Origin of the sequence: Sphingomonas zeicaulis (assembly GCF_050433225.1) — a bacterium.
In the GTDB taxonomy this organism is placed as follows: Bacteria; Pseudomonadota; Alphaproteobacteria; order Sphingomonadales; family Sphingomonadaceae; genus Sphingomonas_D; species Sphingomonas_D zeicaulis.
Map to the genome: position 1 here is coordinate 266,799 of NZ_JBNPXQ010000007.1, position 21,433 is coordinate 288,231.

At 67.5% G+C, this 21,433-nt stretch carries 22 protein-coding genes; 12 read left to right on the forward strand and 10 right to left on the reverse strand.

Annotated elements, in window-relative coordinates; translation table 11 throughout:
- Positions 1-45: 45 nt before the first annotated feature.
- Positions 46-2,187 (reverse strand): prolyl oligopeptidase family serine peptidase, encoded by a 2,142-nt coding sequence (locus FHS96_RS21555; RefSeq protein WP_429596645.1) that lies wholly within the window; start codon positions 2,185-2,187, stop codon positions 46-48.
- Here FHS96_RS21555 and FHS96_RS21560 point away from each other — a divergent pair.
- On the forward strand, positions 2,186-2,416 hold the full coding sequence (locus tag FHS96_RS21560) for a hypothetical protein (RefSeq protein WP_429596648.1): 231 nt from the start codon (positions 2,186-2,188) through the stop codon (positions 2,414-2,416). The genes FHS96_RS21555 and FHS96_RS21560 overlap by 2 nt on opposite strands.
- A gap of 27 nt (positions 2,417-2,443) precedes the next feature.
- Complete coding sequence (locus tag FHS96_RS21565) at positions 2,444-4,483, forward strand: beta-propeller domain-containing protein (RefSeq protein ID WP_429596651.1); 2,040 nt, start codon at positions 2,444-2,446, stop codon at positions 4,481-4,483.
- 38 nt (positions 4,484-4,521) lie between these two features.
- Here FHS96_RS21565 and FHS96_RS21570 read toward each other — a convergent pair whose 3' ends face one another.
- A complete protein-coding gene (locus FHS96_RS21570; protein WP_429596654.1) occupies positions 4,522-5,112 on the reverse strand; it encodes an FMN-dependent NADH-azoreductase in 591 nt (196 codons plus the stop codon).
- Between the two features lie 94 nt (positions 5,113-5,206).
- Between FHS96_RS21570 and FHS96_RS21575 the strand changes: the two genes are divergently transcribed.
- From FHS96_RS21575 to FHS96_RS21595, 5 genes are all read left to right on the forward strand, one after another.
- The gene (locus tag FHS96_RS21575; RefSeq protein ID WP_429596657.1) at positions 5,207-5,596 is read left to right on the forward strand and encodes a winged helix-turn-helix transcriptional regulator; all 390 of its coding nucleotides are present in this window, start codon (positions 5,207-5,209) and stop codon (positions 5,594-5,596) included.
- A 394-nt stretch (positions 5,597-5,990) separates the two neighbouring features.
- Positions 5,991-7,652: a DUF4153 domain-containing protein gene (locus FHS96_RS21580; RefSeq protein WP_429596660.1), complete on the forward strand. Its 1,662-nt coding sequence runs from the start codon at positions 5,991-5,993 to the stop codon at positions 7,650-7,652.
- An 11-nt stretch (positions 7,653-7,663) separates the two neighbouring features.
- Positions 7,664-8,371, forward strand: a complete 708-nt coding sequence (locus FHS96_RS21585; protein WP_429596663.1) for a response regulator transcription factor — start codon at positions 7,664-7,666, stop codon at positions 8,369-8,371.
- Positions 8,368-9,984, forward strand: a complete 1,617-nt coding sequence (locus FHS96_RS21590; protein WP_429596666.1) for a sensor histidine kinase — start codon at positions 8,368-8,370, stop codon at positions 9,982-9,984. Before FHS96_RS21585 ends, FHS96_RS21590 begins: the two co-directional genes overlap by 4 nt.
- Positions 9,985-9,997: 13 nt before the next feature.
- Positions 9,998-11,098 carry a peptidoglycan DD-metalloendopeptidase family protein gene (locus tag FHS96_RS21595; protein WP_429596669.1) on the forward strand — a complete coding sequence of 367 codons (1,101 nt, stop codon included), beginning with the start codon at positions 9,998-10,000 and terminating at the stop codon, positions 11,096-11,098.
- Positions 11,099-11,177: 79 nt separating this feature from the next.
- On the opposite strand, the gene rplQ is transcribed toward FHS96_RS21595, so the two are convergent.
- The 6 genes from rplQ to FHS96_RS21625 all read right to left on the reverse strand — a co-directional run bounded on the left by rplQ (position 11,178) and on the right by FHS96_RS21625 (position 15,433).
- Positions 11,178-11,600, reverse strand: a complete 423-nt coding sequence (gene rplQ / locus FHS96_RS21600) for a 50S ribosomal protein L17 (protein WP_429596672.1) — start codon at positions 11,598-11,600, stop codon at positions 11,178-11,180.
- A 122-nt stretch (positions 11,601-11,722) separates the two neighbouring features.
- Positions 11,723-12,787, reverse strand: coding sequence for a DNA-directed RNA polymerase subunit alpha (locus FHS96_RS21605; RefSeq protein WP_429596675.1), 1,065 nt, complete (start codon positions 12,785-12,787; stop codon positions 11,723-11,725).
- A 90-nt stretch (positions 12,788-12,877) separates the two neighbouring features.
- Positions 12,878-13,267, reverse strand: coding sequence for a 30S ribosomal protein S11 (rpsK, locus tag FHS96_RS21610; protein WP_025294989.1), 390 nt, complete (start codon positions 13,265-13,267; stop codon positions 12,878-12,880).
- A 72-nt stretch (positions 13,268-13,339) separates the two neighbouring features.
- A complete protein-coding gene (gene rpsM, locus FHS96_RS21615) occupies positions 13,340-13,708 on the reverse strand; it encodes a 30S ribosomal protein S13 (protein ID WP_429596906.1) in 369 nt (122 codons plus the stop codon).
- A 223-nt stretch (positions 13,709-13,931) separates the two neighbouring features.
- A complete protein-coding gene (locus FHS96_RS21620) occupies positions 13,932-14,204 on the reverse strand; it encodes a hypothetical protein (RefSeq protein WP_429596679.1) in 273 nt (90 codons plus the stop codon).
- 35 nt (positions 14,205-14,239) lie between these two features.
- Complete coding sequence (locus tag FHS96_RS21625; RefSeq protein ID WP_429596682.1) at positions 14,240-15,433, reverse strand: phospholipase D-like domain-containing protein; 1,194 nt, start codon at positions 15,431-15,433, stop codon at positions 14,240-14,242.
- A 104-nt stretch (positions 15,434-15,537) separates the two neighbouring features.
- Between FHS96_RS21625 and crcB the strand changes: the two genes are divergently transcribed.
- The 5 genes from crcB to FHS96_RS21650 are packed head-to-tail and all read left to right on the forward strand — an operon-like array spanning position 15,538 to position 18,623.
- Complete coding sequence (gene crcB / locus FHS96_RS21630) at positions 15,538-15,915, forward strand: fluoride efflux transporter CrcB (RefSeq protein WP_429596685.1); 378 nt, start codon at positions 15,538-15,540, stop codon at positions 15,913-15,915.
- Positions 15,912-17,051 (forward strand): RluA family pseudouridine synthase, encoded by a 1,140-nt coding sequence (locus FHS96_RS21635; RefSeq protein WP_429596687.1) that lies wholly within the window; start codon positions 15,912-15,914, stop codon positions 17,049-17,051. The genes crcB and FHS96_RS21635 overlap by 4 nt, the downstream gene beginning before the upstream one ends.
- Positions 17,048-17,704 carry an HAD-IA family hydrolase gene (locus tag FHS96_RS21640; RefSeq protein ID WP_429596690.1) on the forward strand — a complete coding sequence of 219 codons (657 nt, stop codon included), beginning with the start codon at positions 17,048-17,050 and terminating at the stop codon, positions 17,702-17,704. The genes FHS96_RS21635 and FHS96_RS21640 overlap by 4 nt, the downstream gene beginning before the upstream one ends.
- On the forward strand, positions 17,701-17,937 hold the full coding sequence (locus tag FHS96_RS21645; RefSeq protein WP_429596693.1) for a hypothetical protein: 237 nt from the start codon (positions 17,701-17,703) through the stop codon (positions 17,935-17,937). Before FHS96_RS21640 ends, FHS96_RS21645 begins: the two co-directional genes overlap by 4 nt.
- Entirely contained in the window at positions 17,934-18,623 is a 690-nt protein-coding gene (locus FHS96_RS21650; protein WP_429596696.1) for an ATP12 family chaperone protein, read from the forward strand. Before FHS96_RS21645 ends, FHS96_RS21650 begins: the two co-directional genes overlap by 4 nt.
- A 36-nt stretch (positions 18,624-18,659) precedes the next feature.
- Here FHS96_RS21650 and FHS96_RS21655 read toward each other — a convergent pair whose 3' ends face one another.
- Both FHS96_RS21655 and FHS96_RS21660 read right to left on the reverse strand, forming a co-directional pair.
- The gene (locus tag FHS96_RS21655) at positions 18,660-19,280 is read right to left on the reverse strand and encodes an Isoquinoline 1-oxidoreductase subunit (RefSeq protein ID WP_429596699.1); all 621 of its coding nucleotides are present in this window, start codon (positions 19,278-19,280) and stop codon (positions 18,660-18,662) included.
- On the reverse strand, positions 19,277-21,433 hold the full coding sequence (locus tag FHS96_RS21660; RefSeq protein ID WP_429596701.1) for a xanthine dehydrogenase family protein molybdopterin-binding subunit: 2,157 nt from the start codon (positions 21,431-21,433) through the stop codon (positions 19,277-19,279). The genes FHS96_RS21655 and FHS96_RS21660 overlap by 4 nt, the downstream gene beginning before the upstream one ends.

The window sequence follows — 21,433 nt, forward strand, 5'->3', positions numbered from 1 at the left end:
TGATCGAAAACCCCCTTCCCCTCGGGGAAGAGGGAGCAGCCCCCCTTACCGCACCGCTTTCACCGCCGCCGTCGCCGGCGGCGTCACCACCATCCCCGTCCACCGCGCCGCGAAGGCCCACAGGTCTGCCGCTTCCTCGATGATCTTGTCGGTCGGCTTGCCGCTGCCATGGCCCGCGCGCGTCTCGATACGGATCAGATGGGGCTTGTCGCCGATGTTGGCTGCCTGCAGCGCCGCTGCATATTTGAAGCTGTGCCCCGGCACGACGCGATCATCGGTGTCCGCAGTGGTCACCAGGATCGCGGGATAGTCGGTGCCCGCCTTGATGTTGTGGTAGGGCGAATAGGCGTAGAGCGCCTTGAAATCGGCCTCCTTCGCGGGATAGCCATAATCGTCCACCCAATAGCGCCCGGCGGTGAAGCGGTCGAAGCGCAACATGTCCATCACCCCCACCGCGGGCAGCGCCGCAGCGAACAGGTCCGGACGCTGGTTGACCACCGCGCCGACCAGCAGACCGCCGTTGGAGCCGCCCTGGATGGTCAGCTTCTCCTTGGTGGTGATGCCTTCCTTCACCAGATATTCGCCAGCGGCGATGAAATCGTCGAACACGTTCTGCTTGTTGGCGAGCCGGCCGGCATCGTGCCACGCCTTGCCATATTCGCCGCCGCCGCGAAGATTGGCGACTGCGAGTACGCCGCCTTGCTCGATCCAGGCAAGGCGCGTCGCCGAGAAGCCGGGGGTCAACGAGATGTTGAACCCGCCATAGCCGTACAGAAGCGTCGGCGCGCCCGCAGACAGGTCCAGCCCCTTCCTGTGGACGAGGAACATGGGCACGCGGGTGCCGTCCTTCGACGTGTAGAAGCGCTGCTCGACAGTAAAGTTGGCCGGATCGAACGCCACCTTGGGCTGTGCCCACAGCTTCGATTTTCCGCTCTTCACATCATAGCGGTAGATCGCGGTGGGCGTCGCGAAGCTGGTGAAGCTGTAGAAGGTCTCGGCATCGTCGGCCTTGCCGTTGAAGCCGCCCGCGGTGCCGATCCCCGGCAACGCCAGCTTGGGCTTCGGCGTGCCGTCGAGCGCGAACTGGCGGACCTCGGTGCGGGCATCGACCAGATAATTGGCGATCAAGGTGCCGCCGATGATCGCGGCGCCATCCAGCGTCGCCTTATCCTCGGCGACGATCTCGATGGGCTTCGGATCCGCCTCGGCGATGTCGAGCGTCACCACCCGCAGCCGCGGCGCATCCTTGTTGGTGATCCAGAAGAACTTGCTCCCCTGGTTGCCGATATAGGACCAGTTGTTGACCAGCCCCGGCACCAATGTGCGCGGCTTCGCATCGGGCGTGGCGAGATCGATCAGCGTGATCTCATAGCGATCGTCGGTGCCCTCGGTGGAGGTGACGACCAGCCATTTGCCGTCGTCGCTCACCGTGCCGCCATGGCCGCGGCGCGGCGCATCCGGCGTCGCATAGACGAGCCTGTCCGCGCTCTGCGGATCGCCGACCCGGTGGAAATAGATCGCCTGGTTCTCGTTCAGCGCCTGGAACTTCTCGCCCTCCTTCGTCGCCGGGAAGCGCGAATAATAGAAGCCCGATCCATCCTTCGCCCAGGAGAAGCCGGAGAATTTCACCCACTCCAGCATGTCCGGCAGGTCCTTACCGGTGTTGACGTCGATCAGCTTGACCGTCCGCCAGTCGGTGCCGCCATCCTGCACCGAATAGAGCAGCAGCTTGCCGTCGTCGGACGGCACCCAGTCGCCCACCGCGGTGGCGCCGTCGGTCGCCCAGCGATTGGGATCGATCAGCAGCCGCGGCGTACCGTTGAGCCCGTCGCGCACGAACAGCGCGGACTGGTTCTGCAGCCCGTCGTTGCGCGCGTAGAAATAGCGTTTGCCCTTCTTCACCGGCAGCCCGAACCGCTCATAATTGAACAGTTCGGCCATCCGCGCCTTGAAGATGTCACGACCCGGCAGGCTCGCCAGATAGGCGTCGGTCACCGCATTCTCGGCGGTCACCCACTCCCGCACCTTCGGGTCGACGCGAACGTCATTCTCCAGCCAGCGATAGGGATCGGCCACCTTGATGCCGAACTGCTCGTCGACGACCTCGCCCTTGGCGGTGACCGGATAGTTGAGCTTGGCCGCGGCGGTCGCCGCGGTCTGCGCCTCAGCGGCGTGGGCGAATGTCATGGATGCTGCGATCGAAAGAGAGGACAAGATCAGCGCCTTGCGCATGGACGGGGTGACTCCGCAAGATAGGGAAATTGCACCCAGCCTAGACCCCCGATCCGCCGACGATAAGCACCGTTTCGACGAGCGTCGGGTGGCGGCGGGCTGCTCCGGATCGGAGGGGATTGGCTCCGAAGCGGTTTTAAAACTCCATGCCGTATGGATTTTCTATGCCGCCACCCTGCCCTAATGTCCGCTCTACAGGGAGTGGGGAAAGATGATCAGGCGCTTTGCGATTACGGTGCTGGCGCTGCTGGGGGCGGTGGCAACGCCGGCATCTGCAGCCGGCGATGAAAAGATCTATAGTTTTGAGGATCGATCGCTCGATCTTGTGACCGCGCCCATCCTGTCGCGGTTTTCAGATGACGACGCGTTCGAACGCTACATCGAAATGCTTGGGGTGATCCAGCGAGGACGCAAGGACCGCTGGGTTGGCCGCAATCGCCGCGAACTCCGTTATGCGCAAGCACAGGACGTGCCGTGCACGCCCGGTATTGACTGCCCAGAAACCGAATCCGACGTCGGCAATGTCATCGTCACCGGCTCTCGGGCGACGGCGCCCAAATCGATCACGAACAATCAGACCGCCGGTGTCGATGAAGGCGACATCGTCAAACAGATCGGTCCGTTCCTGCTTGTTCTACAGGACGGCAGAATTTTCTCGATCGATACGCGCAACGGCCTGCGCCTTGCCGATCGGGTGAATGTGTACCGAGAATCTGACAGCGACACCTGGTATGACGAGATGCTGGTCCAAGGTGACCATGTGATCATCACCGCCTACAGCTATGAGGAAGATGCGACCGAAGTGTCGGTGTTTCGGCTCGCGCGCGACACCGGCCGCCTGACTGGCCAAGGAGTCTTTCTCATCTCGTCAGACGATTATTATGATACTGATAACTATGCGACGCGCATCGTCGGCGACAAGCTCGTCATCTACACACCCTATGACATCGATTCTCTGGAAGATCCGGACGATCGCCCCACCATTCGGCGCTGGCTGCCCGAGGACCAACGCAACGAGGCCAACAAAACCGGCAAAAACCTCCTGAACGCGAAGGATATTTTCCGGCCGGTTCTTCGCACCTCCGATCCGGCCATCCACACCGTCTCGATCTGCCCACTGGGCGAATGGTCTGCCGGCCGCGATCTGAATTGCCGGACGACCGGATTCGTCGGGCCTTCGGAAGCCGAAATGTATGTATCGCCGGACGCCGTCTTTCTGTGGATGTCACCGGGTTGGGACGAAACTGGCACATATCGCGACTGCACCAATCACCGCCGCCCCAGGCGTACCGATGTCGTACCGTCGGCGATTGTCCGGCTGGTGATCGAGAGCGGCGACGTGGCCGTGGCCGGCGTCAACGGCGCGCCGTTCGATCAATTCTCGATGGACGATTTTGGCGGCAATCTTCATGCGCTGGCGAACTGGCAAATGTTTCGCTGCGATCCCGACTACGAGGTTCGGCACGCCGCCTTCCTCGATCTTCCCATGTCGGCGTTCGGCACGCGATTCCTCAAGGTTCCCGATCACCGCATCACTGCCGTTCCATCCCTGCCCAATCGCTATGTAGAGAACAGGTTTGCCGACAATTGGCTGGTCTATGGCGGCCGCGACAGTTGGTCGGGCAGCGTACCTGACGAAGGAGATCGGCCGTTGTCGACGACCGCCGTCGCGGTCCCTGTCGATCACCCGGCCGACGCGGTCGAACTGAGCCTGCCGCACAACATCATCCGGACGGAACGGATGGGCAACGATATCATCCTGAATGGCTATCGCGACCATCGCGGCCTCAAGGTGACGCTGGTCAACCTCTCAGGCGATCCGCGGCTCGGTGCGAGCCTGTTCCTCAAATCGCGCTACGAAAGCGAAAGCCGCAGCCATGCCTTCAACAGCAATGTTGACGAGAAGGGCAACGGGCTGATCGGAATCCCGACGGTGCTACGCGGGGGCGATGCGGATCGGTTGCCCTGGCACAGTAACGCATCCGACATCAGTTTCCTGTCGCTCAGCCGGCGCATGAAGCTGGCATCGGTCGGCGAGATCGTCGCACGGATGAAAGAGGGCGAGCAGGACACCCACGAAGATTATGAGTGCGAGGTGTCGTGCATCGATTGGTACGGCAATGCACGACCGATCTTCACCGATGGTCGCACCTTTGGCTTGATCGGCAGCGAGTTGGTCGAAGCCAAGGTGGAGGCGGGTAGCATCCGCGAACTCCGTCGCCTCGATCTGACGGCGCCGCTCACCCGCTGAGCGAAAACAGGGGCCCGCATCGGCGGGCCCCCGCTTCATCACGCCGCCTTGAGGGCCGCGACACTGTCCAGCGCGTCGTTGACCGCGGCCTCGCGCGCTTCGGCGCTGATTGCGATGCCTTCGGCGATGATCACCTCCGGCTGGATGCCGATGAAGCCGAAGACATGGCCGAGATAGGTTTCCAGATGCTCCAAGGCCTGCGCCGGGGTGCCGGCGCCGTAGAGGCCGCCGCGCGAGAGCGCGAGGATCACGCGCTTGCCGCCCGCCAGCCCCTTGGGGCCCTCGGCGGAATAGCTGAACGTCTTGCCGGCAACGAGAATGCGGTCAATCCACGCCTTCAACTGGCTGGGAATGGTGAAATTATACATCGGCGCGCCGATCACGACGATGTCGGCGGCGAGAAATTCGTCGAGCACGTCGCGGCTGGCGGCGCTGTCGGTGCCGGGTTCAGCGGCGTCGGCGGGAAGGCCGGCGAGCGTCAGATGGCCGAGCGGAGCAGCAACGAGGTCGCGCTGGGTGATCTCTATCGCGGGGTTCTCGCCGCGCAACCGCCCGACGATCGCGGCGCTGAGCGTGCGGCTGACCGAGTTGTCGCCGAGGATGCTGGAGTCGATGTGGAGCAGTTTCATGGAACCCGACCTTCCGGTATAGGATAGTAACCAGGGCGGGATATGTGACTGCCCCAATCGGCCGCAAGGAGGCACAATTTTGATACAGGGGCACATGGATGTGACCGATGACGCGCTGCTCGAGCATGAGCCGACGCATCAAGGCTGCCGCGTCGTCGCCCCCGTGCTGGCGCGCATCGGCGACAAATGGAGCGTGCTGGTGGTGATGCTGCTCTCCCGCGAGCCCTGCCGGTTCAACGAACTCAAGCGCCGCATCGACGGAATCTCGCAACGCATGCTGACCCTGACGCTGCGCGGGCTGGAGCGCGACGGGCTGGTCCTGCGCACGGTAACGCCCAGCGTGCCGCCGCGCGTGGACTATGCATTGACCGACCTCGGCCGATCCTTGTGCGGCCCGGTAATCGCGCTCGGTCAATGGGCCAGCGCGCATGTCGGCGAGATCGAGGCCGCGCAGGCAGCGTTCGACGCGCGGGCGGAAGGCTGAACTTCTGTCCCTCCCGCCATTCATACATCTCGCTCGCGACGCCCTTTGCCCTCGCCCCTACGGGGAGAGGGACCGGTCCGCGCAGCGGACCAGGGAGAGGGGCAGTCGCGCCAAGCGTAAAGGTCCGACGCGTTCGCTCTGAAAACGAGCCGGCCGAGCAGCATTACTGAGCCCTCCAAGCCATTACGCCTCGCGCGACTTTCCCCTCTCCCCGTCCCTCTCCCCGTAGGGGCGAGGGGGCGCGGCGGCAGCCCCTCTCAATCTATCCACGATTCGTGTGAGAGGACGGCACGCCCCTGCACCAAATCTGCACGACCGCCCCACCAAAGCCTCACCCCCATCACGACACGTCGTCCACGCCCCGCCGCGATACCGGCGGGCGAAGGAGACGTTCATGTTCCCGAGCCTTTCAGCGCGACACAGCCTGTTCCTGAAGCTGGCCGCCGCCATCCTGATCGCGCTGCTCGCCGATCAGATCTTCATCAACACCAACCCCGGCTCGACGCTCGGCGCCTTTGCCGCCGTCGGCACGGTGCTCGTGCTGCTCGCCCGGGCGCCGACCCTGCGCCACCGCCCGGTGCTTGCCGCCGCGGCCTTGGCTTTGATCTATGCCGCGGCCCTGTTCGATAACCCCGGCCCGCTCGCGTGGGCGCTGGGCTGGCTGGCGCTGTCGATTGCGGTGCTGGCGGTGCGGCACCGGCCGGCCAGTGCGCTGGGCTGGATCCCGTCCCTGCTCGTCCACACGCTCGCCGGCCCGTTCCGTCCGCTGCGCGACCTGATCGCGCTGACCCGGCTGCGCCGCCGCAAGCGCGGTGCCGGCGCGTTCCGGCTGGTCGCGACTTTGGCGCTGCCGGTGGTCGGCGGCCTGCTGTTCCTCGCGCTGTTCACCATCGCCAACCCGGTGATCGAAACCGGGCTGCGCACCATCCGCCTGCCCGGCCCGGTCCATTTCGTTTTCATCGCGGCCGCCTTCTGCGCGGCTTGGCCGCTCTTGCGCCCCTGGGCATTCAGCCTGCGCGTGGCACCGGGAACGGCGCCCGCGATCGACCTGCCCAGCGCGTCGCTGACCTCCGTCCTGCTCGCGCTGGCCACCTTCAACGTGATCTTCGCGGTGCAGAACGGCCTCGACATCGCCTTCCTGTGGAGCGGCGCGCCGCTCCCGGGCAAAGTCACCTTGGCCGACTATGCCCATCGCGGCGCCTATTCGCTGATCGCCACCGCCCTCATCGCCGGCGTCCTCTCGCTATGGATGCTGCGGCCGGGCAGCGCCGTCGCCGCCAATGGCAAGGCGCGCGCACTGCTGGTGCTGTGGGTGGTGCAGAACCTGCTGCTCGTCGCCTCCTCGATGCTGCGCACGATCGACTATGTCCAAGCCTTCTCGCTCACCGAACTGCGCATCTCGGCGTTGCTGTGGATGCTGCTGGTCGGGGTCGGGCTGGTGCTGATCTGCTGGACGATCCTGCGCGGCAGAACGGTGGCGTGGCTGGTCAACGCCAATGTGGCCACAGCGGGACTTTTGCTGACCGGCGCCTGCTTCGTCGATCTCGGCGCCGTCGCCGCGCACTGGAATGTCAGCCACGCCCGCGAGGCCGGCGGCAACGGTCCCGCGGCCGACATCTGCTATCTCGCCCGGCTCGGCGACGCCGCGGTGGTGCCGCTAATCCGGCTCGAGCAAGGCGCGATGAGCACCGGCTTTCGCACCGAAGTCGCCGGCCAGCGCGTGATCAGCATCGCCAACCTCAAACGCACGCAGGAAAACTGGAAGACCTGGACCTGGCGCAATGCCCGCCGCCTCGCCCAGGCGCGAGCGCTGCTCGGCCCCGACCCGGCGCCTGTCGCCCCACGCGCGGCGTGCCTCGACTGGCTAGAAGAATCGCGCACCGAACCCACGCCGCAGCCCGCGCCTGCGCAATCGACACTGGCACCGGCACCGGCAGCGCAACCAGCGGCAACGCCAACCCCAACCGTCACGCCCGCGCCCCCACCCACCCTCGCCACGCCGCGCGAAGCCCCGTCGCCCGCCCATCGCCCGTTGACGCAGGAGCCGCGGCAATGATTCAGTGCCCCATGCCCCGCACGATCCTCATCGCCGACGACGATCCCCACATCCGCCAGTTGCTGGCCTTCGCGCTCGCCAAGGCCGGGCTAGACATCTGCGAGGCGGAGGATGGCGAGGCGACATTGACGCAGGTGGCGGCGCACGCGCCCGACCTTGTTGTCCTCGACATCAACATGCCGCGGATGGACGGGCTGGAGGTCTGCCGCCGGCTGCGCGCGACCGGGGAGATCCCGATCCTGTTCCTCTCCTCGCGCGACGACGAGATCGATCGCGTGCTCGGCATCGAACTGGGCGCGGACGATTATGTCGTGAAGCCGTTCAGCCCGCGCGAGGTGGTCGCGCGGGTGATGGCGATCCTGCGCCGTACCGCCGCGCGGCCGCCGGTGGTGGAAGATGGCGCGCAACCGATCCGCCACGGCCTGCTGCAGCTCGATGTCGAAGGCTGGCGTGCCGACTGGGCCGGGGGCGAGGTGCCACTGACGGTGACCGAGTTTGCGCTGCTGCGCACCTTGGCGACGATGCCGGCCAAGGTCTTCAGCCGCGACGCGATCATCGATCGGCTGCATGGCCCCGGCTTCGCGATCACCGACCGCACGATCGACAGCCATGTCCGCAACCTGCGCGCCAAGTTCGCACGCGCGGGCGGGCATGACCTGATCGAAACGCGCCCGGGCATCGGCTACCGGCTGGGAGCCTGCGTCGGCGAGGTGCCGTGATCCGCGCCGCCAAGGCCTGGGCGAAGCGGCGCTGGCCGCCGATCCGGCTGCGGATGATCCTGCTGTCCGTGCTCGTCTTCGCCGCGGCGCTGCCCGGCGTCGGCGCGGTCTTCCTGCGGGTCTATGAAAACACGCTGGTCCGCCAGACCGAAGCGGAACTGATCGCGCAGGGGGCGGCGATCGGCGCCTTTGCCGCCAGCCGCTGGCCCGGCGCCAGCCCCGATCCGGCCAGCCCGCCCGCCGTGCCGGTAACCGCCAGCCTTTCCTATGACCGGCGCGGTCTGCAGACCGACTATTACCGCCCCGAGCCGCTGACCATCGACCTGCGATCGAGCCGCGTCTTCCCCGAACGCCCGCGCCGCCGCCCGGATGCCGAGCCTGCGCCCGATGCAGCGGCGGCGGCGGCAGAGGTTGCCCCCTCGATGCGCGCCACCAGCCGCACGACGCTCGCCTCGATCCGGCTCCTCGACCGCGCCGGCGTGGTCGCCGCCGGTGGCCCCGATCGCGGCATCCGGCTCGGCGACCTGCCCGAGGTGAAGGCAGCGCTCGCCGGCCGCACCCTGACCCTGTTGCGCGCCAATGCCGGCTATCAGCCGCGCTATATGGGCGAGTTGCTGAGCCGCGCCGCCGGGATCCGCGTCCATCATGCGCGGCCGGTGATCGTCGATGGCAAGGTGGTCGGCGTGCTGCTGCTCTCGCGCAGCCCGCGCGGGCTGTTCGTCGGCATCTATCAGGATCGCGGCAAGATCCTGCTCGGCATTGTCCTCATCTTCCTCGTGCTGCTCGGCCTCGCCGGCCTGCTCAGCCGCGCCATCGCCCGGCCGATCGAGGTGCTTGGCCAGGCGACGCGCGAAGTGGCGCATGGCGGCGGCACCGTGCCCGCGCCCCCCGCCACCGCCGCGATCGAGATCCGGGCGCTCTATGCCGATTTCGCCGAAATGGCGGCGGCTATCGAGCGCCGCTCCCGCTATCTCCGCGACTTCGCCCACGCGGTGAGCCATGAGTTCAAGACGCCGCTGGCGGGCATCGCCGGCGCCATCGAACTGCTGCAGGACCATCAGGACACGATGAGCGACGCCGATCGCCAGCGTTTCCTCGCTAATGCCTCCGCCGACGCGCAGCGGCTGTCACTGCTCGTCACCCGCCTGCTCGACCTCGCGCGTGCCGACATGGCGCGGCCGGGGCAGGACGAGGCAGCCGCGCTCGGCCCCGTCCTCCACCGCGTCGCCGATGCCTGTACGACGCCGAACTTCGCCGTGCATCTCGCCGTCGACGACGGGCTGCCGCTGGCCGCGATCCCCGAGGGCGCGCTCTCCGCGGTGCTGGTCAGCCTCGTCGAGAACAGCCGGCAGGCGGGCGCCACCGAAGCACGGATCGCGGCGACCGCGCTGCCCCGCCGGCTGCGGATCGCCGTGTCGGACAATGGCCCCGGCATCCCGCCCGGCGACCGCGACCGCATCTTCGAACCCTTCTTCACCAGCCGCCGCACCGGTGGCGGCACCGGCCTCGGCCTGCCGATCGCCCGCTCGCTGATCGAGGCGGCGCGCGGCGAGATCGGGCTGGTCGATGCCGGCACGGGCGCCGCATTCGAGATCCTGTTGCAGCAAGCCTGACCGGAGACCCGCGATGCCGATCCGCCCTTTTCTGCTGCCGGCGATTGCATTGCTCGCTGCACCCGCCGGTGCGGAGGTGCGCCAGTCGCTGGATGTCGCCGTCCCCCAGCCCCCAGCACCCGTGACGGTCGAGGGTCGCGACCAGCTCGTCTACGAGCTTCACGTCACCCAGTTCGGCGACCGGCCAGCGAGGCTGCGCAGCCTCACCGTGAGCGACGCGGACAGCGGCGCCCCGCTCGCGCATTTCGCGGGCAAGGCGCTTGCCGCGCGCATCCAGGTGGTGGGGGGTGGCGAAGCGATCCCGCCGGGCGGCAGGGCGATTGTCTACATCGAGATCGACCGACCGAAAGGCACTGCGCCCCGGCGGCTGCGCCACAGCATCGTCGAGGAGGCCTCCCCTTCGTCCATCACCCCGCCCGACATCCCGGTCGAGCAGGCCGCGCCGATCATCGTCGGCCCGCCCCTCGCTGGCGGACCCTGGGTGGCGATCCATCATCCGGACTGGCCGCGCGGCCATCGCCGCGTCGTCTACGCCGTTGACGGCCGCGCGCGCATCCCCGGCCGCTTCGCGATTGACTGGGTCCGCCTCGACGCCGATGGCCGGATCGCGGCGGGCGATGTCGACCGCACCGATGCCGCGCTCGGCTATGGCGCGCCGGTGCTCGCGGTCGCCGATGGCGTCGTCGCCGCCGTTCGCGGCGATGTTCGGGAGAGTGCGACGGTCTCCGCCAACCCGGCGCATTCGCTGGAGGATGCTCCGGGCAATTATGTCGCGCTGGAGATCGGGCCGGGTCGCTATGCGATCTACGAGCATCTGAAGCCGGGCAGCCCGCGCGTTCGGGTCGGCGATCGGGTACGGCGCGGGGCCATAATGGGGGCGTTGGGCTTCACCGGCGATTCAACCGGGCCGCATCTGCATTTCCACGTCGCTGACCGGGCGGACCCGTTGGGCGGCGAGGGCTTGCCGTTCGTGATCGACCGGTTCCGGCTGGAGGGCCGCTATCGCGATCTCGGGCGGCTTGGAACGGGGCGATGGGAGGGTGTTGAGGGGGTTTCCACGGTGCGAAACGGGGAACGACCTGGGTCGAATGTGGTGGTCCGGTTCGGGGATTGAATGCCCCGCGCTCCGCAACGAAAAAGGGGCGCCGCTTTCGCGACACCCCTTTTCCTGTTCGTAAAGCCGACGATGCGGATCAGGCCGCTTCGTCCAGCTCCTCGTCGTTCTGCACCGGGCCGGAATCCTGGCCCTTGGCGCTGACGTCACGATCGACGAACTCGATGATCGCCATCGGCGAGGCGTCCGACGCGCGGATGCCGGCCTTAATGACGCGGGTGTAGCCACCGGCGCGGTCCGCATAGCGGGTCGCCAGGACGTCGAACAGCTTCACGAGCTGGGCGTCGTCGAGGAGGCGCGCATGGGCCAGGCGACGGTTGGCAAGGCCACCCTTCTTGGCGAGGGTGACGAGCTTTTCGACGTAGGGACGGAGTTCCTTCGCCTTCGCCACGGTGGTGGTGATCTGCTCATGCTTGATGAGCGACGCCGCCATGTTGCGGAACAGGGCCGCGCGATGGGACGAGGTACGCTGCAGCTTACGGCCGCCAACGCGATGACGCATGGTCTTCTTCCTTCACGTTCGTCCGGGAGCCGTATCAGGTACGCCCGGCCAGGCGGCAATATGGGGTGCCGCCCAAACCCCTTTTGAACCGGACCGGACGCGCGGCCTCCGGTCCGATCCGATCAGGCCATGATGTCCTGTTCCAGCTTCTTGGCCATTTCCTCGATGTTCTCGGGCGGCCAGCCGGGGATCTCCATGCCGAGGCGCAGGCCCATGCTGGAGAGGACTTCCTTGATCTCGTTGAGCGACTTGCGGCCGAAATTCGGGGTCCGCAGCATCTCCGCCTCGGTCTTCTGAACCAGATCGCCGATATAGATGATGTTGTCGTTCTTGAGGCAGTTCGCGCTGCGCACCGACAGTTCGAGCTCGTCCACCTTCTTGAGAAGGTAGCGGTTGAGCTGGTTGCTGTCGCCTTCGGTCTCGCCCGAAGCCTGCGCGGCAACGCCGACCGGCTGCGAGACGGGCGCGATCGCGTCGTCGAAGTGGACGAAGAGCTGGAGCTGGTCCTGCAGGATGCGCGCGGCATAGGCGACCGCGTCCTCCGGCGTGACGGTGCCGTCGGTCTCGACCGTCAGCGTCAGCTTGTCATAGTCCAGTTCCTGGCCGACGCGGGTGTTTTCCACCTTGTAGGCCACCTGGCGCACCGGCGAGTAGAGCGCGTCCACCGGCACCAGACCGATCGGCGCATCGGCCGGGCGGTTGGCAGCGGCGGGCACATAGCCCTTACCGATGTCGGCGGTCAGCTCCATGTTGAGCGTCGCACCCTCGTCGAGATGGCAGACGACCAGTTCGGGGTTCATCACCTCGATGTCGCCCGAAACCGCGATCATGCCCGCAGTCACCTCGGCCGGGCCGGTCGCCGAGAGCTGGAGCCGCTTCGGCCCCTCGCCCTGCATCTTGAGCGCAATCTGCTTGACGTTCAGGACGATGTCCGTCACGTCCTCGCGCACGCCGGCCAGCGACGAGAACTCGTGCAGCACGTTCTCGATCTTGATCGAGGTGACGGCGGCCCCCTGCAGCGACGACAGCAGCACGCGACGCAGCGCGTTGCCGAGCGTCAGACCGAAGCCACGCTCGAGCGGCTCGGCGATGAAGGTGGCCTTGCGACGGGAATCACCCCCGCCGGCCTTCTTCTCCAGGCTGTTCGGCTTCTTCAGTTCCTGCCAATTCTTGGCGTTCACGGACATTGGCTTCCCCTTGGGGTTGGGCCGGGGTTGGGCGGACACCGGCCGGATACGGGAAAATGGGGGCCATACATGGCCCCCTCAAGGTTCAGATCAGACGCGGCGGCGCTTCGACGGCCGCACGCCGTTGTGCGGGATCGGGGTCACGTCGCGGATCGAGGTGATCTGGAAGCCGACGGCCTGCAGCGCGCGCAGAGCCGACTCACGGCCCGAACCCGGGCCCTTGACCTCGACTTCGAGCGTGCGGACGCCATGTTCGGCGGCCTTCTTGCCAGCGTCCTCGGCGGCGACCTGCGCAGCGTACGGGGTCGACTTGCGGCTGCCCTTGAAGCCCATCATGCCGGCGGACGACCAGCTGATCGCATTGCCCTGCGCGTCGGTGATGGTGATCATGGTGTTGTTGAAGCTGGCGTTCACATGCGCGACGCCCGAGGTGATGTTCTTCCGCTCGCGGCGCTTGATGCGCTGGGGTTCGCGTGCCATTTTTCGGTCCTACCTATATCTCTGGAGAGCCGGAAATCCTGTGTCCGGCGCAGTAAGCCACCCTGGGGCGGCTTACTTCTTCTTGCCGGCGATCGGCTTCGCCTTGCCCTTGCGGGTGCGCGCATTGGTGTGCGTGCGCTGGCCGCGGACCGGGAGCCCCTTGCGATGGCGCAGGCCGCGATAGCAGGCCAGGTCCATCAGACGCTTGATGTTCATCGCGGTCTGGCGACGCAGGTCGCCTTCCACGGTGTAACCCGCGTCGATCGCTTCGCGGATCTGGAGGACTTCCTGGTCAGACAGGTCCTGCACGCGACGCTCGGGCGTGATGCCCAGCTTCGCCGTGATTTCCTTGGCCTTCGCCGGGCCGATGCCGTGAATATAGGTCAGCGCGATCAGAACGCGCTTGTTGGTCGGGATATTGACACCCGCAATACGTGCCACTGTATACTTCTCCTGCTCCACGGAGCGGTTGGCGACCACTCCATCTCGACGCTTTGCCACCCCGAAGCCATCCAGCACGAACGACCGACGGGCGCACGGAGTCGCCGCCGGGTAGGCCGGAGTTTCGGGGTCAGGGGGCGTTATAGCCCGGTTCTGAGTCTGTCAAGCGCCACGCGACGAATGATGATGGAGCCAGCGATGGTGCCGCCTTCGCCGGCCCGCGTCAATAATCCTCGTCACGTTCCCGCGCCTTACGGGCTTCGCGCTCGGCGCGCTTGCGCTCCTTGGCCTCGCGTTCTTCCTGCTTGCGCATCTCGCGGCCGCGATTGCGATCGGCCTCGTCCCGACTGGTCGTCGTCCAGTCGACCGCTTTCGCGCCGGCGCGGACCGGCAATGTGACGACGTTCGCCGCGGTGCGCACGACGCAGGCGGACAGCAGCACGGCCGCAATGCCAAGCGCCGCCAGCGGCAGGATGCGACGACCAGTTCCGTTCATGACCAACACCTTTACCTCATGCTCCCGCAGGAGCTTCAGCCTTCATCCCCCGGCTTGCCGGAGACCCGGAAGTTGAGCCGCCGGGTGACATTGTAGTCGAGTACGGCCACCAGGAAATAGGCGATCGCCCATTTGACATGATTGAGCGGCCCGCCGTTGGCTTTCATCCATCCCGGATCGACCGGCGCGCTCGACGCGATCTCCTGATCGACATAGGCGCGCATCCGATCGGCGAAGACCTTGTCGTCGATCCGCAGCATCAGTTCGAGATTGATATAGAGGCTGCGCATGTCGAAATTGGCCGAGCCCAGATAGACCACGTTCTCGATCACGAAGAGCTTGGTGTGCAGCTTGGTGCGCTGATACTCATAGATCCGTACGCCCTTGCGCAGCAGCCCCGCATAGGTGAAGCGCGACGCCGCGACGGTTGCGGTGTTGTCGGACTTCGCCGCCGTCACCACCCGTGCCTGACCGCGCTTGCCGATCCGATCGAGCCGCCGCAGCATCGCCGGGTTGGGCGCGAAATAAGCCGCGATCATGTCCAGTCGGCGCGCGCGCTTCATGTCGCGCTTCACCGCGCGCGCCCAGGGGCTCAGGCGTCGCATCGGGCCACCCAGCAGCCAGCGCACCTGCCCGCTCGGCTCGCTCCACCCTTCCAGCGCAGCGCCCAGATCCCGCAGCCGCGGCTTCGGCCGGCGGGACCAATCCGCCAGCGCATCGAAATAGCCCGCCAGCCGTCCCGCCGCCGGCCCTTCCAGCCACAATCCCAGATCCCGCCACGCCTGCTGTTCGGGGGTGCCGAAGTAATCGCTGGAGATGTTGAACCCGCCGACGATCACGCGTTCGCCATCGGCCAGCGCCAGCTTCTGGTGGTTGCGCAGCAGATAGCGGCGGCCGAAGCGCGGGATGAAGCGGCAGACGAGGACGCCCGCCTCCTGCAGCGGATCGAAGAAATCGGCATCCGATGCGGCATCGCTGCCGAAGCCGTCGACGATCAGCGAAACCTGCACGTTGCGGTTGCGGGCCTCGAACAGCGCATCGCGCACCTGCCGCCCGGCATCGTCATCCTCATAGATGTAATAGAGGATCCGCAGCGACTCGCGCGCGCCGGCGATCAGTCGCAGCAGCGCGGCTAGCCGCAACGGCCCGTTGTCGAGCAGCCGCAGCCGGTTGCCGTCGACCGTGAACCAAGGTTCGCCCCCGGGTTCGGATGTGTCCGCCACCGCCATCGCACCGAGGCAATGACGGCTGACGACACGGGTGGCAAGGCCGCGACCGACGCTTGTGCGCCGAGCTTGTTCATTTCTTGCACAACTTGCTCTAAGGGCCAGGGATGCAGGCCACATTACTCGTCATGCTGGGCGGCGCGATCGGATCCGCTGCCCGCTATCATCTCGGCCGCCTCACGCTCGGCTGGTTCGGCCCCGGCTATCCTCTGGGCACGCTCGCTGCCAACCTCATCGGCGGACTGCTGATGGGGATGCTGGCGGGCGTCCTCGCGCGCGGCACGGCGGCGGCGGAACCGTGGCGGCTGCTGCTCGGCGTCGGCGTGCTCGGCGGCTTCACCACTTTTTCGGCGTTCACTCTGGAGACTGCCAACATGATCATGCGAGGGCAGACCGGCGCCGCGATCGGCTATGCACTGCTTTCGGTCGCGGGCGCGCTCGTCGCGCTGTTCGTCGGCCTTCAGGCGACGAGGGCGCTGGCATGAGCGGCGCCACGACCCCGAACAGCAGCGACGTCCGCCAGTTCACCGTCAATGACGACGATGACGGCATCCGGCTCGACCGCTGGTTCAAGCGGCATCTGCCCGACATCAGCTTCGGCACGGTTTCGCGCTGGGCGCGCACCGGCCAGCTTCGCGTCGATGGCAAGCGTGCCAAGGAAGGCGACCGCATCGAGGCCGGCCAGACCATCCGCGTTCCCCCGGCGGAGCCCGTCGCGGCCGCGGGGAGCGCACGGCCAAAGCGTGTACGCACGCCGCTGAGTCCGGAGCAGATCGAACTCGCGCAGTCGATGGTGATCCACAAGGACAAGCAGGCGATCGTGCTCAACAAGCCGCCCGGCCTCGCGACCCAGGGCGGCACCAAGACGCATGAGCATGTCGACGGCCTGCTCGACGCGCTGTGCTATGACCTCGAGGGCCGCCCCAAGCTGGTCCACCGGCTCGACAAGGACACGTCGGGCGCGCTGCTGATCGCGCGGACGGCGCGCGCGGCGGCGCATTTCGCCAAGGCCTTTTCCAGCCGCACCGCGCGCAAGGTCTATTGGGCGATCATCACCGGCGTGCCCTCGATCGAGGACGGCATGGTCGAACTCCCGATCGCCAAGCAGCCGGGCAGCGGCGGCGAAAAGATGCATGTCGACGAGAAGGAAGGCAGCCCGGCGCGCACCCGCTATCGCGTGATCGAGCGCGCCGGCAATCGTGCCGCCTGGGTGGAGCTGCAGCCCTTCACCGGCCGCACTCACCAGTTGCGCGTCCACATGGCGGCGATTGGCCATCCGATCGTCGGCGACGGCAAATATGGCGGCCCGGAAGCGTTTCTCAGCGGCTCGATCAGCCGCAAGATGCACCTTCATGCGCGCCGCATCCGCGTCGACCATCCCGATGAGGGCCGCGTCGACGTCACCGCGAATCTGCCGCACCATTTCGCCGAGACGCTGTCCAGCCTGGGCTTCGACATCACGCTGGGCGACATCCCGCTCGACGACGGGCCGCCGGCGCCCACGCGGGCGCAGGTGAAGGCCAAGGCCAAGGCGCACGCCAAGACGGTGCGCAAGGAACGGCGCGGCGAGCGTCGCTCGCGCGGGTCGGGCAGCGAGACCGGGAGCGGCAGGAAGAAGTGAACCGGCTCGCGATTTTCGACTGCGACGGCACGCTCGTCGACAGCCAGGCCAATATTTGCCTCGCGATGGAAGCAGCCTTCGCCAGCGCCGGCCTGCCCGCGCCCGCGCGGCAGGCAACGCGCCGCATCGTCGGCCTGAGCCTCGTCGAGGCGATGCAGGCGCTGCTGCCCGATGCGGAGGATGCGCTGCATCTCGCGCTGGCCGCCGACTACAAGGCGGCGTTCTGGCGGCTGCGCGCCGAGGGGCTGGTGGAAGAGCCCCTGTTCGACGGCATCGCCGACCTGCTCGACCGGCTGCGCGACGATGGCTGGCTGCTCGCGGTGGCGACCGGCAAGTCCGATCGCGGCCTCGCGCACGTGCTCGACCATCATGGCCTGACCGGCCACTTCATCTCGCTGCAGACCGCCGATCGCCACCCCTCCAAGCCGCATCCGTCGATGATTGCGCAGGCGATGGCGGATGCCGGCGCCACGCCGGAGACGAGCGCGATGATCGGCGACACCAGCTATGATGTGCTGATGGCGCTGGCCGCCGGCACGCAAGCGCTGGGGGTGAGCTGGGGCTATCATGCGCCCGCCGAACTTACCGCGCTCGGCGCGCACGCCGTTGCCGACCATCCCGCCCAACTCGCCGATCTGCTGGACCAACGATGAACAGCCCGAAAGACACCGCCGCCGAGGCCGAGATGCGCGCGCGCGCGCGCTTCGTGCTGCTCAGCCTGATCCGCTTCAGCGGCGCGATCATCGCGCTTGCCGGCGCGGTGGTGGTCGGACGGCGGCTGATCGAGCCCGCGGAAATCATCGGCGGGCTGATGCTCGCGCTGGGCGCATTCGAGGTGATCCTGCTGCCCGCCATCCTTGTCCGGAACTGGAAGCGCCAGCCATGAAGCGCTTCTGGACCGACGTGGCGGTTGCCACCGACGAGAGCGGCCATGGCATCAGGCTCGACGGCCGGCCGGTGCGCACCCCCGGCCGCCTGCCGCTGATCGTGCCGACCCCCGCCCTCGCCGAAGCGATCGCCGCGGAGTGGCGCGCGGTGACCGGCGAGATCGACCCACGCGCGATGCGATTGACCGGCCTCGCCAACGCCGCGGTCGAGCGCATTGCGCCCAACCCGCGCAGCTTCGCCGACGGTCTCGCCGACTATGCCGAGACCGACCTGCTCTGCTACCGCGCCGACAGCCCCGCCGCGCTCGTCGCGCGACAGGCAGCGGTGTGGGATCCTTTGCTCGACTGGGCGGCGGGTCGCTACGACATCGGCTTCACGCGCGCGACCGGCATCGTCCATCGCGCGCAACCGCCGGCCACGGTCGAGCGCCTCGCCGACGCGATTCGCGCGCGCGATGCCTTCCGCCTCGCGGCGCTCTCCCCGATCATCACGATCGGCGGCTCGCTGGTGACCGCGCTTGCGCTCGATGAGGGCGTGATCGACGCCGAAAGCGCGTGGAACGCCACGCATCTCGACGAACTGTGGCAGGAAGAACAATGGGGCGAGGACGAACTCGCCACCCGCGCCCGCGCCGCGCGGCGGGGCGATTTCGACGCGGGCGCACGGTTTCTGGCGTTGGTTTGACCCTTACTCCCCTCCCGCTAGCGGGAGGGGATTGGCTCACGCCGGGCAGACCGCTCCGGTATCGATCCACGCCTTGATCAGCGTCCCGAACTCCGCCTGCGTGCCCGGCGCCGGGGTGCGGCCGGCGCCTGGATCCCAGCCCCAGCCGACGAGAGAATCCTCCGCCATGTGATGGTGGATCTCCGCCAGCGACTTGTTGCCGTTGCGCGCGCGATCCTTGATCTGGCGGCAGATGTCGCCGAGCGACTTGCCCTCCCACGCCATCGAGGCGGGCGCGAGGTGCCAGTTCGGATTGCCGGGGACGCGTGCGGAATCGACATTGGCGACCTGGTGGCAGGTCTGGCACTCCAGCCCGGGCGCGCCATGGCCGTCCGCGCCGCGCACCACCAGCGGCTGGTGCGGCGTGCCGGCATCGGTCTGCAGCGGGCGATCGGTGCGCGGATGGCAGTTCACGCAGCGCGGGTGTTGGATGACCTTGCCGGCCTCCTCGAACAGCGCCAGCGAGCGCGCCTTGCGATCGGATATGCCGGAAAAGGCAGAGACCGGCTTGAGCCCCGCCGCGGGAACGGGCGCCGCCGCCTGCCGCGCGATCCCGGCACCGGCGAGACCCAGGCCAAGAGTCATGGCCATGAGCGCGATGATGCGGGGCGCCATCATGCCTGCCTCACCATCGGTAGGCGGCTGGGTCTCGGTCGTCCCAGCGCCGCCATTGCGTTGGCGACCGCGGGGGCGGTGCAAGGCACACCGGGTTCGCCGACCCCGGTCGGCTTCTCGGTCGAGGGGAGAATCACCACCTCCACCTCCGGCATCTCATGGATGCGCAGCGAGCGATAATCGTTGAAATTGCCCTGCTCGACCCGGCCGCTGGAGAGGCTGATCTCACCAAACAGCGCATGGCCGAGCCCATAGCCGATGCCACCTTCCATCTGCGCGCGAATAACGTCCGGATTGACCGCAATCCCGCAATCGACCGCGCACCAGACCTTATGGACCTTGGGGGTGCCATCGGCGTCGAGCGACACCTCGGCGATCTGCGCGACGAAGCTGCCGAAACTTTCGACCACCGCGACCCCCGCCGCGCGACCCTCACCACGCTTCGGGCCCTTCCAGCCGGCGAGCTTCGCGACTGCGCGCAGCACGCCGGCGGCGCGCGGTTCCTCAGCCATCATCTCCAGCCGCCCCTCGACCGGGTCCCTGCCTGCAGCGGCGAGCAACTGGTCGACGAAGCATTCCACGGCGTAACCGGTGTGGGTGTGCCCCACCGAACGCCACCAGAGCGTCGGCACCTTCGTTTCCGGCGCGTGGACTCCGCAGCGGAACGCCGGGATTGCATAGGGCGGCTTCGAGGCGCCCTCGGTCATCGTCGGATCCAGCCCGTCCTTCATCATCCCCTCGAAGGGCGATCCCTTGATGAAGCTGTGGCCGGCAAGCGTGCTCGACCAGGCGGCGATTCTGCCGCCCTCCACCTTGCCGCGCAGGCGATGGACGAACATCGGCCGGTAATAGCCGCCGCGGATGTCATCCTCGCGCGTGCGGATGAGTTTGATCGGTGTGCCCGGACCATAGGCCTTGGCCGCCTCCGCCAGCTCGGCCGCGAGTTCGCAATCGGGCTGCGCGCGGCGGCCGAAGCTGCCGCCGGTCAGCAAGGTCTCGATCTCAACCTGCTCCGGGTTGAGCCCGAGCACCCTGGCGACCGTGCCCTGATCGCCGGTCTGGAGCTGGCTGCCGGTGCGCACACGCGCACGCTTGCCATCCCAGTTCAGAACGCCGTCAAGCGGCTCCATCGGGGCGTGGGCGAGGAAGGGGAATTGATATTCCACCTCAATCACCTCGCCGGTGGCGAGCGCCGCCTCGACATCGCCATGCGCGCTCACCTGGCGGCCGGGGGTGCGGCACAAGGCGGAATAGTCGGCGAACATCGCGCCGCTGTCCCGCGTCTCGGCGGCAGCATCATTCCATTCGACGGTCAGTGCGGCGCGGCCCTTCAGCGCCGCCCAGCTGTTGCGGGCATAGACCGCGACGCCGCTGGGGATCGGCTTGACCGCGACGACGCCCTTCACCGCGAGCGCCGCGGCCCCATCGAAGCGCGCCAGCTTGCCGCCGAAGCGGTCCGGCCGGGCAACGACCACGGTGAGCATGCCCGGTTCCTGGATGTCGATCCCGAACTTTGCGCTGCCATCGCTCTTGGCCGCACTGTCCAGCTTGATGCCCGTGCGATCCTTGCCGATCAGCGCGAACCGCGCGGGATCCTTCAGCGTGACGTGGGGCGGGGGCGGCAACTTCGCCGCGGCCTCGGCGAAGTTGCCGAAGCCGGACTGGCGGCCCGATGCCGCATGGCGGATCACGCCGTTGGCGACGCTGATCGACGCCGCATCGACCTGCCATTTCGCCGCAGCGGCCGCGACCAGCATCGCGCGCGCCATCGCGCCGGCGCGGCGCATCTGATCGAAGCTGTTGGCGATCGCCGAGGAGCCGCCGGTGCCCTGAATGCCCATGTTGAGATTGGCATAGAGCCGCACATCGGCGGGTGCGGAGACGGCGCTCACCTTCGACCAGTCCGCATCCAGTTCCTCGGCAAGCAAGGTCGCGAGGCCGGTATAGGGGCCCTGCCCAAATTCGATATGCTTGACGATCACCGTCACGCTGTCGTCGGTGCCGATGCGGACGAAGGCGTTGGGATCGGGCGGCGGCGGCGCCTTTGGCGCCTGCGCACGCGCCGCCATCGGCGGCAGGCTGAGCGCGATGACCAGCCCGCCCGCACCCGCGATGACCGCGCGGCGGCTGAGTTCGGCTTCGATGAGCATGCGCAT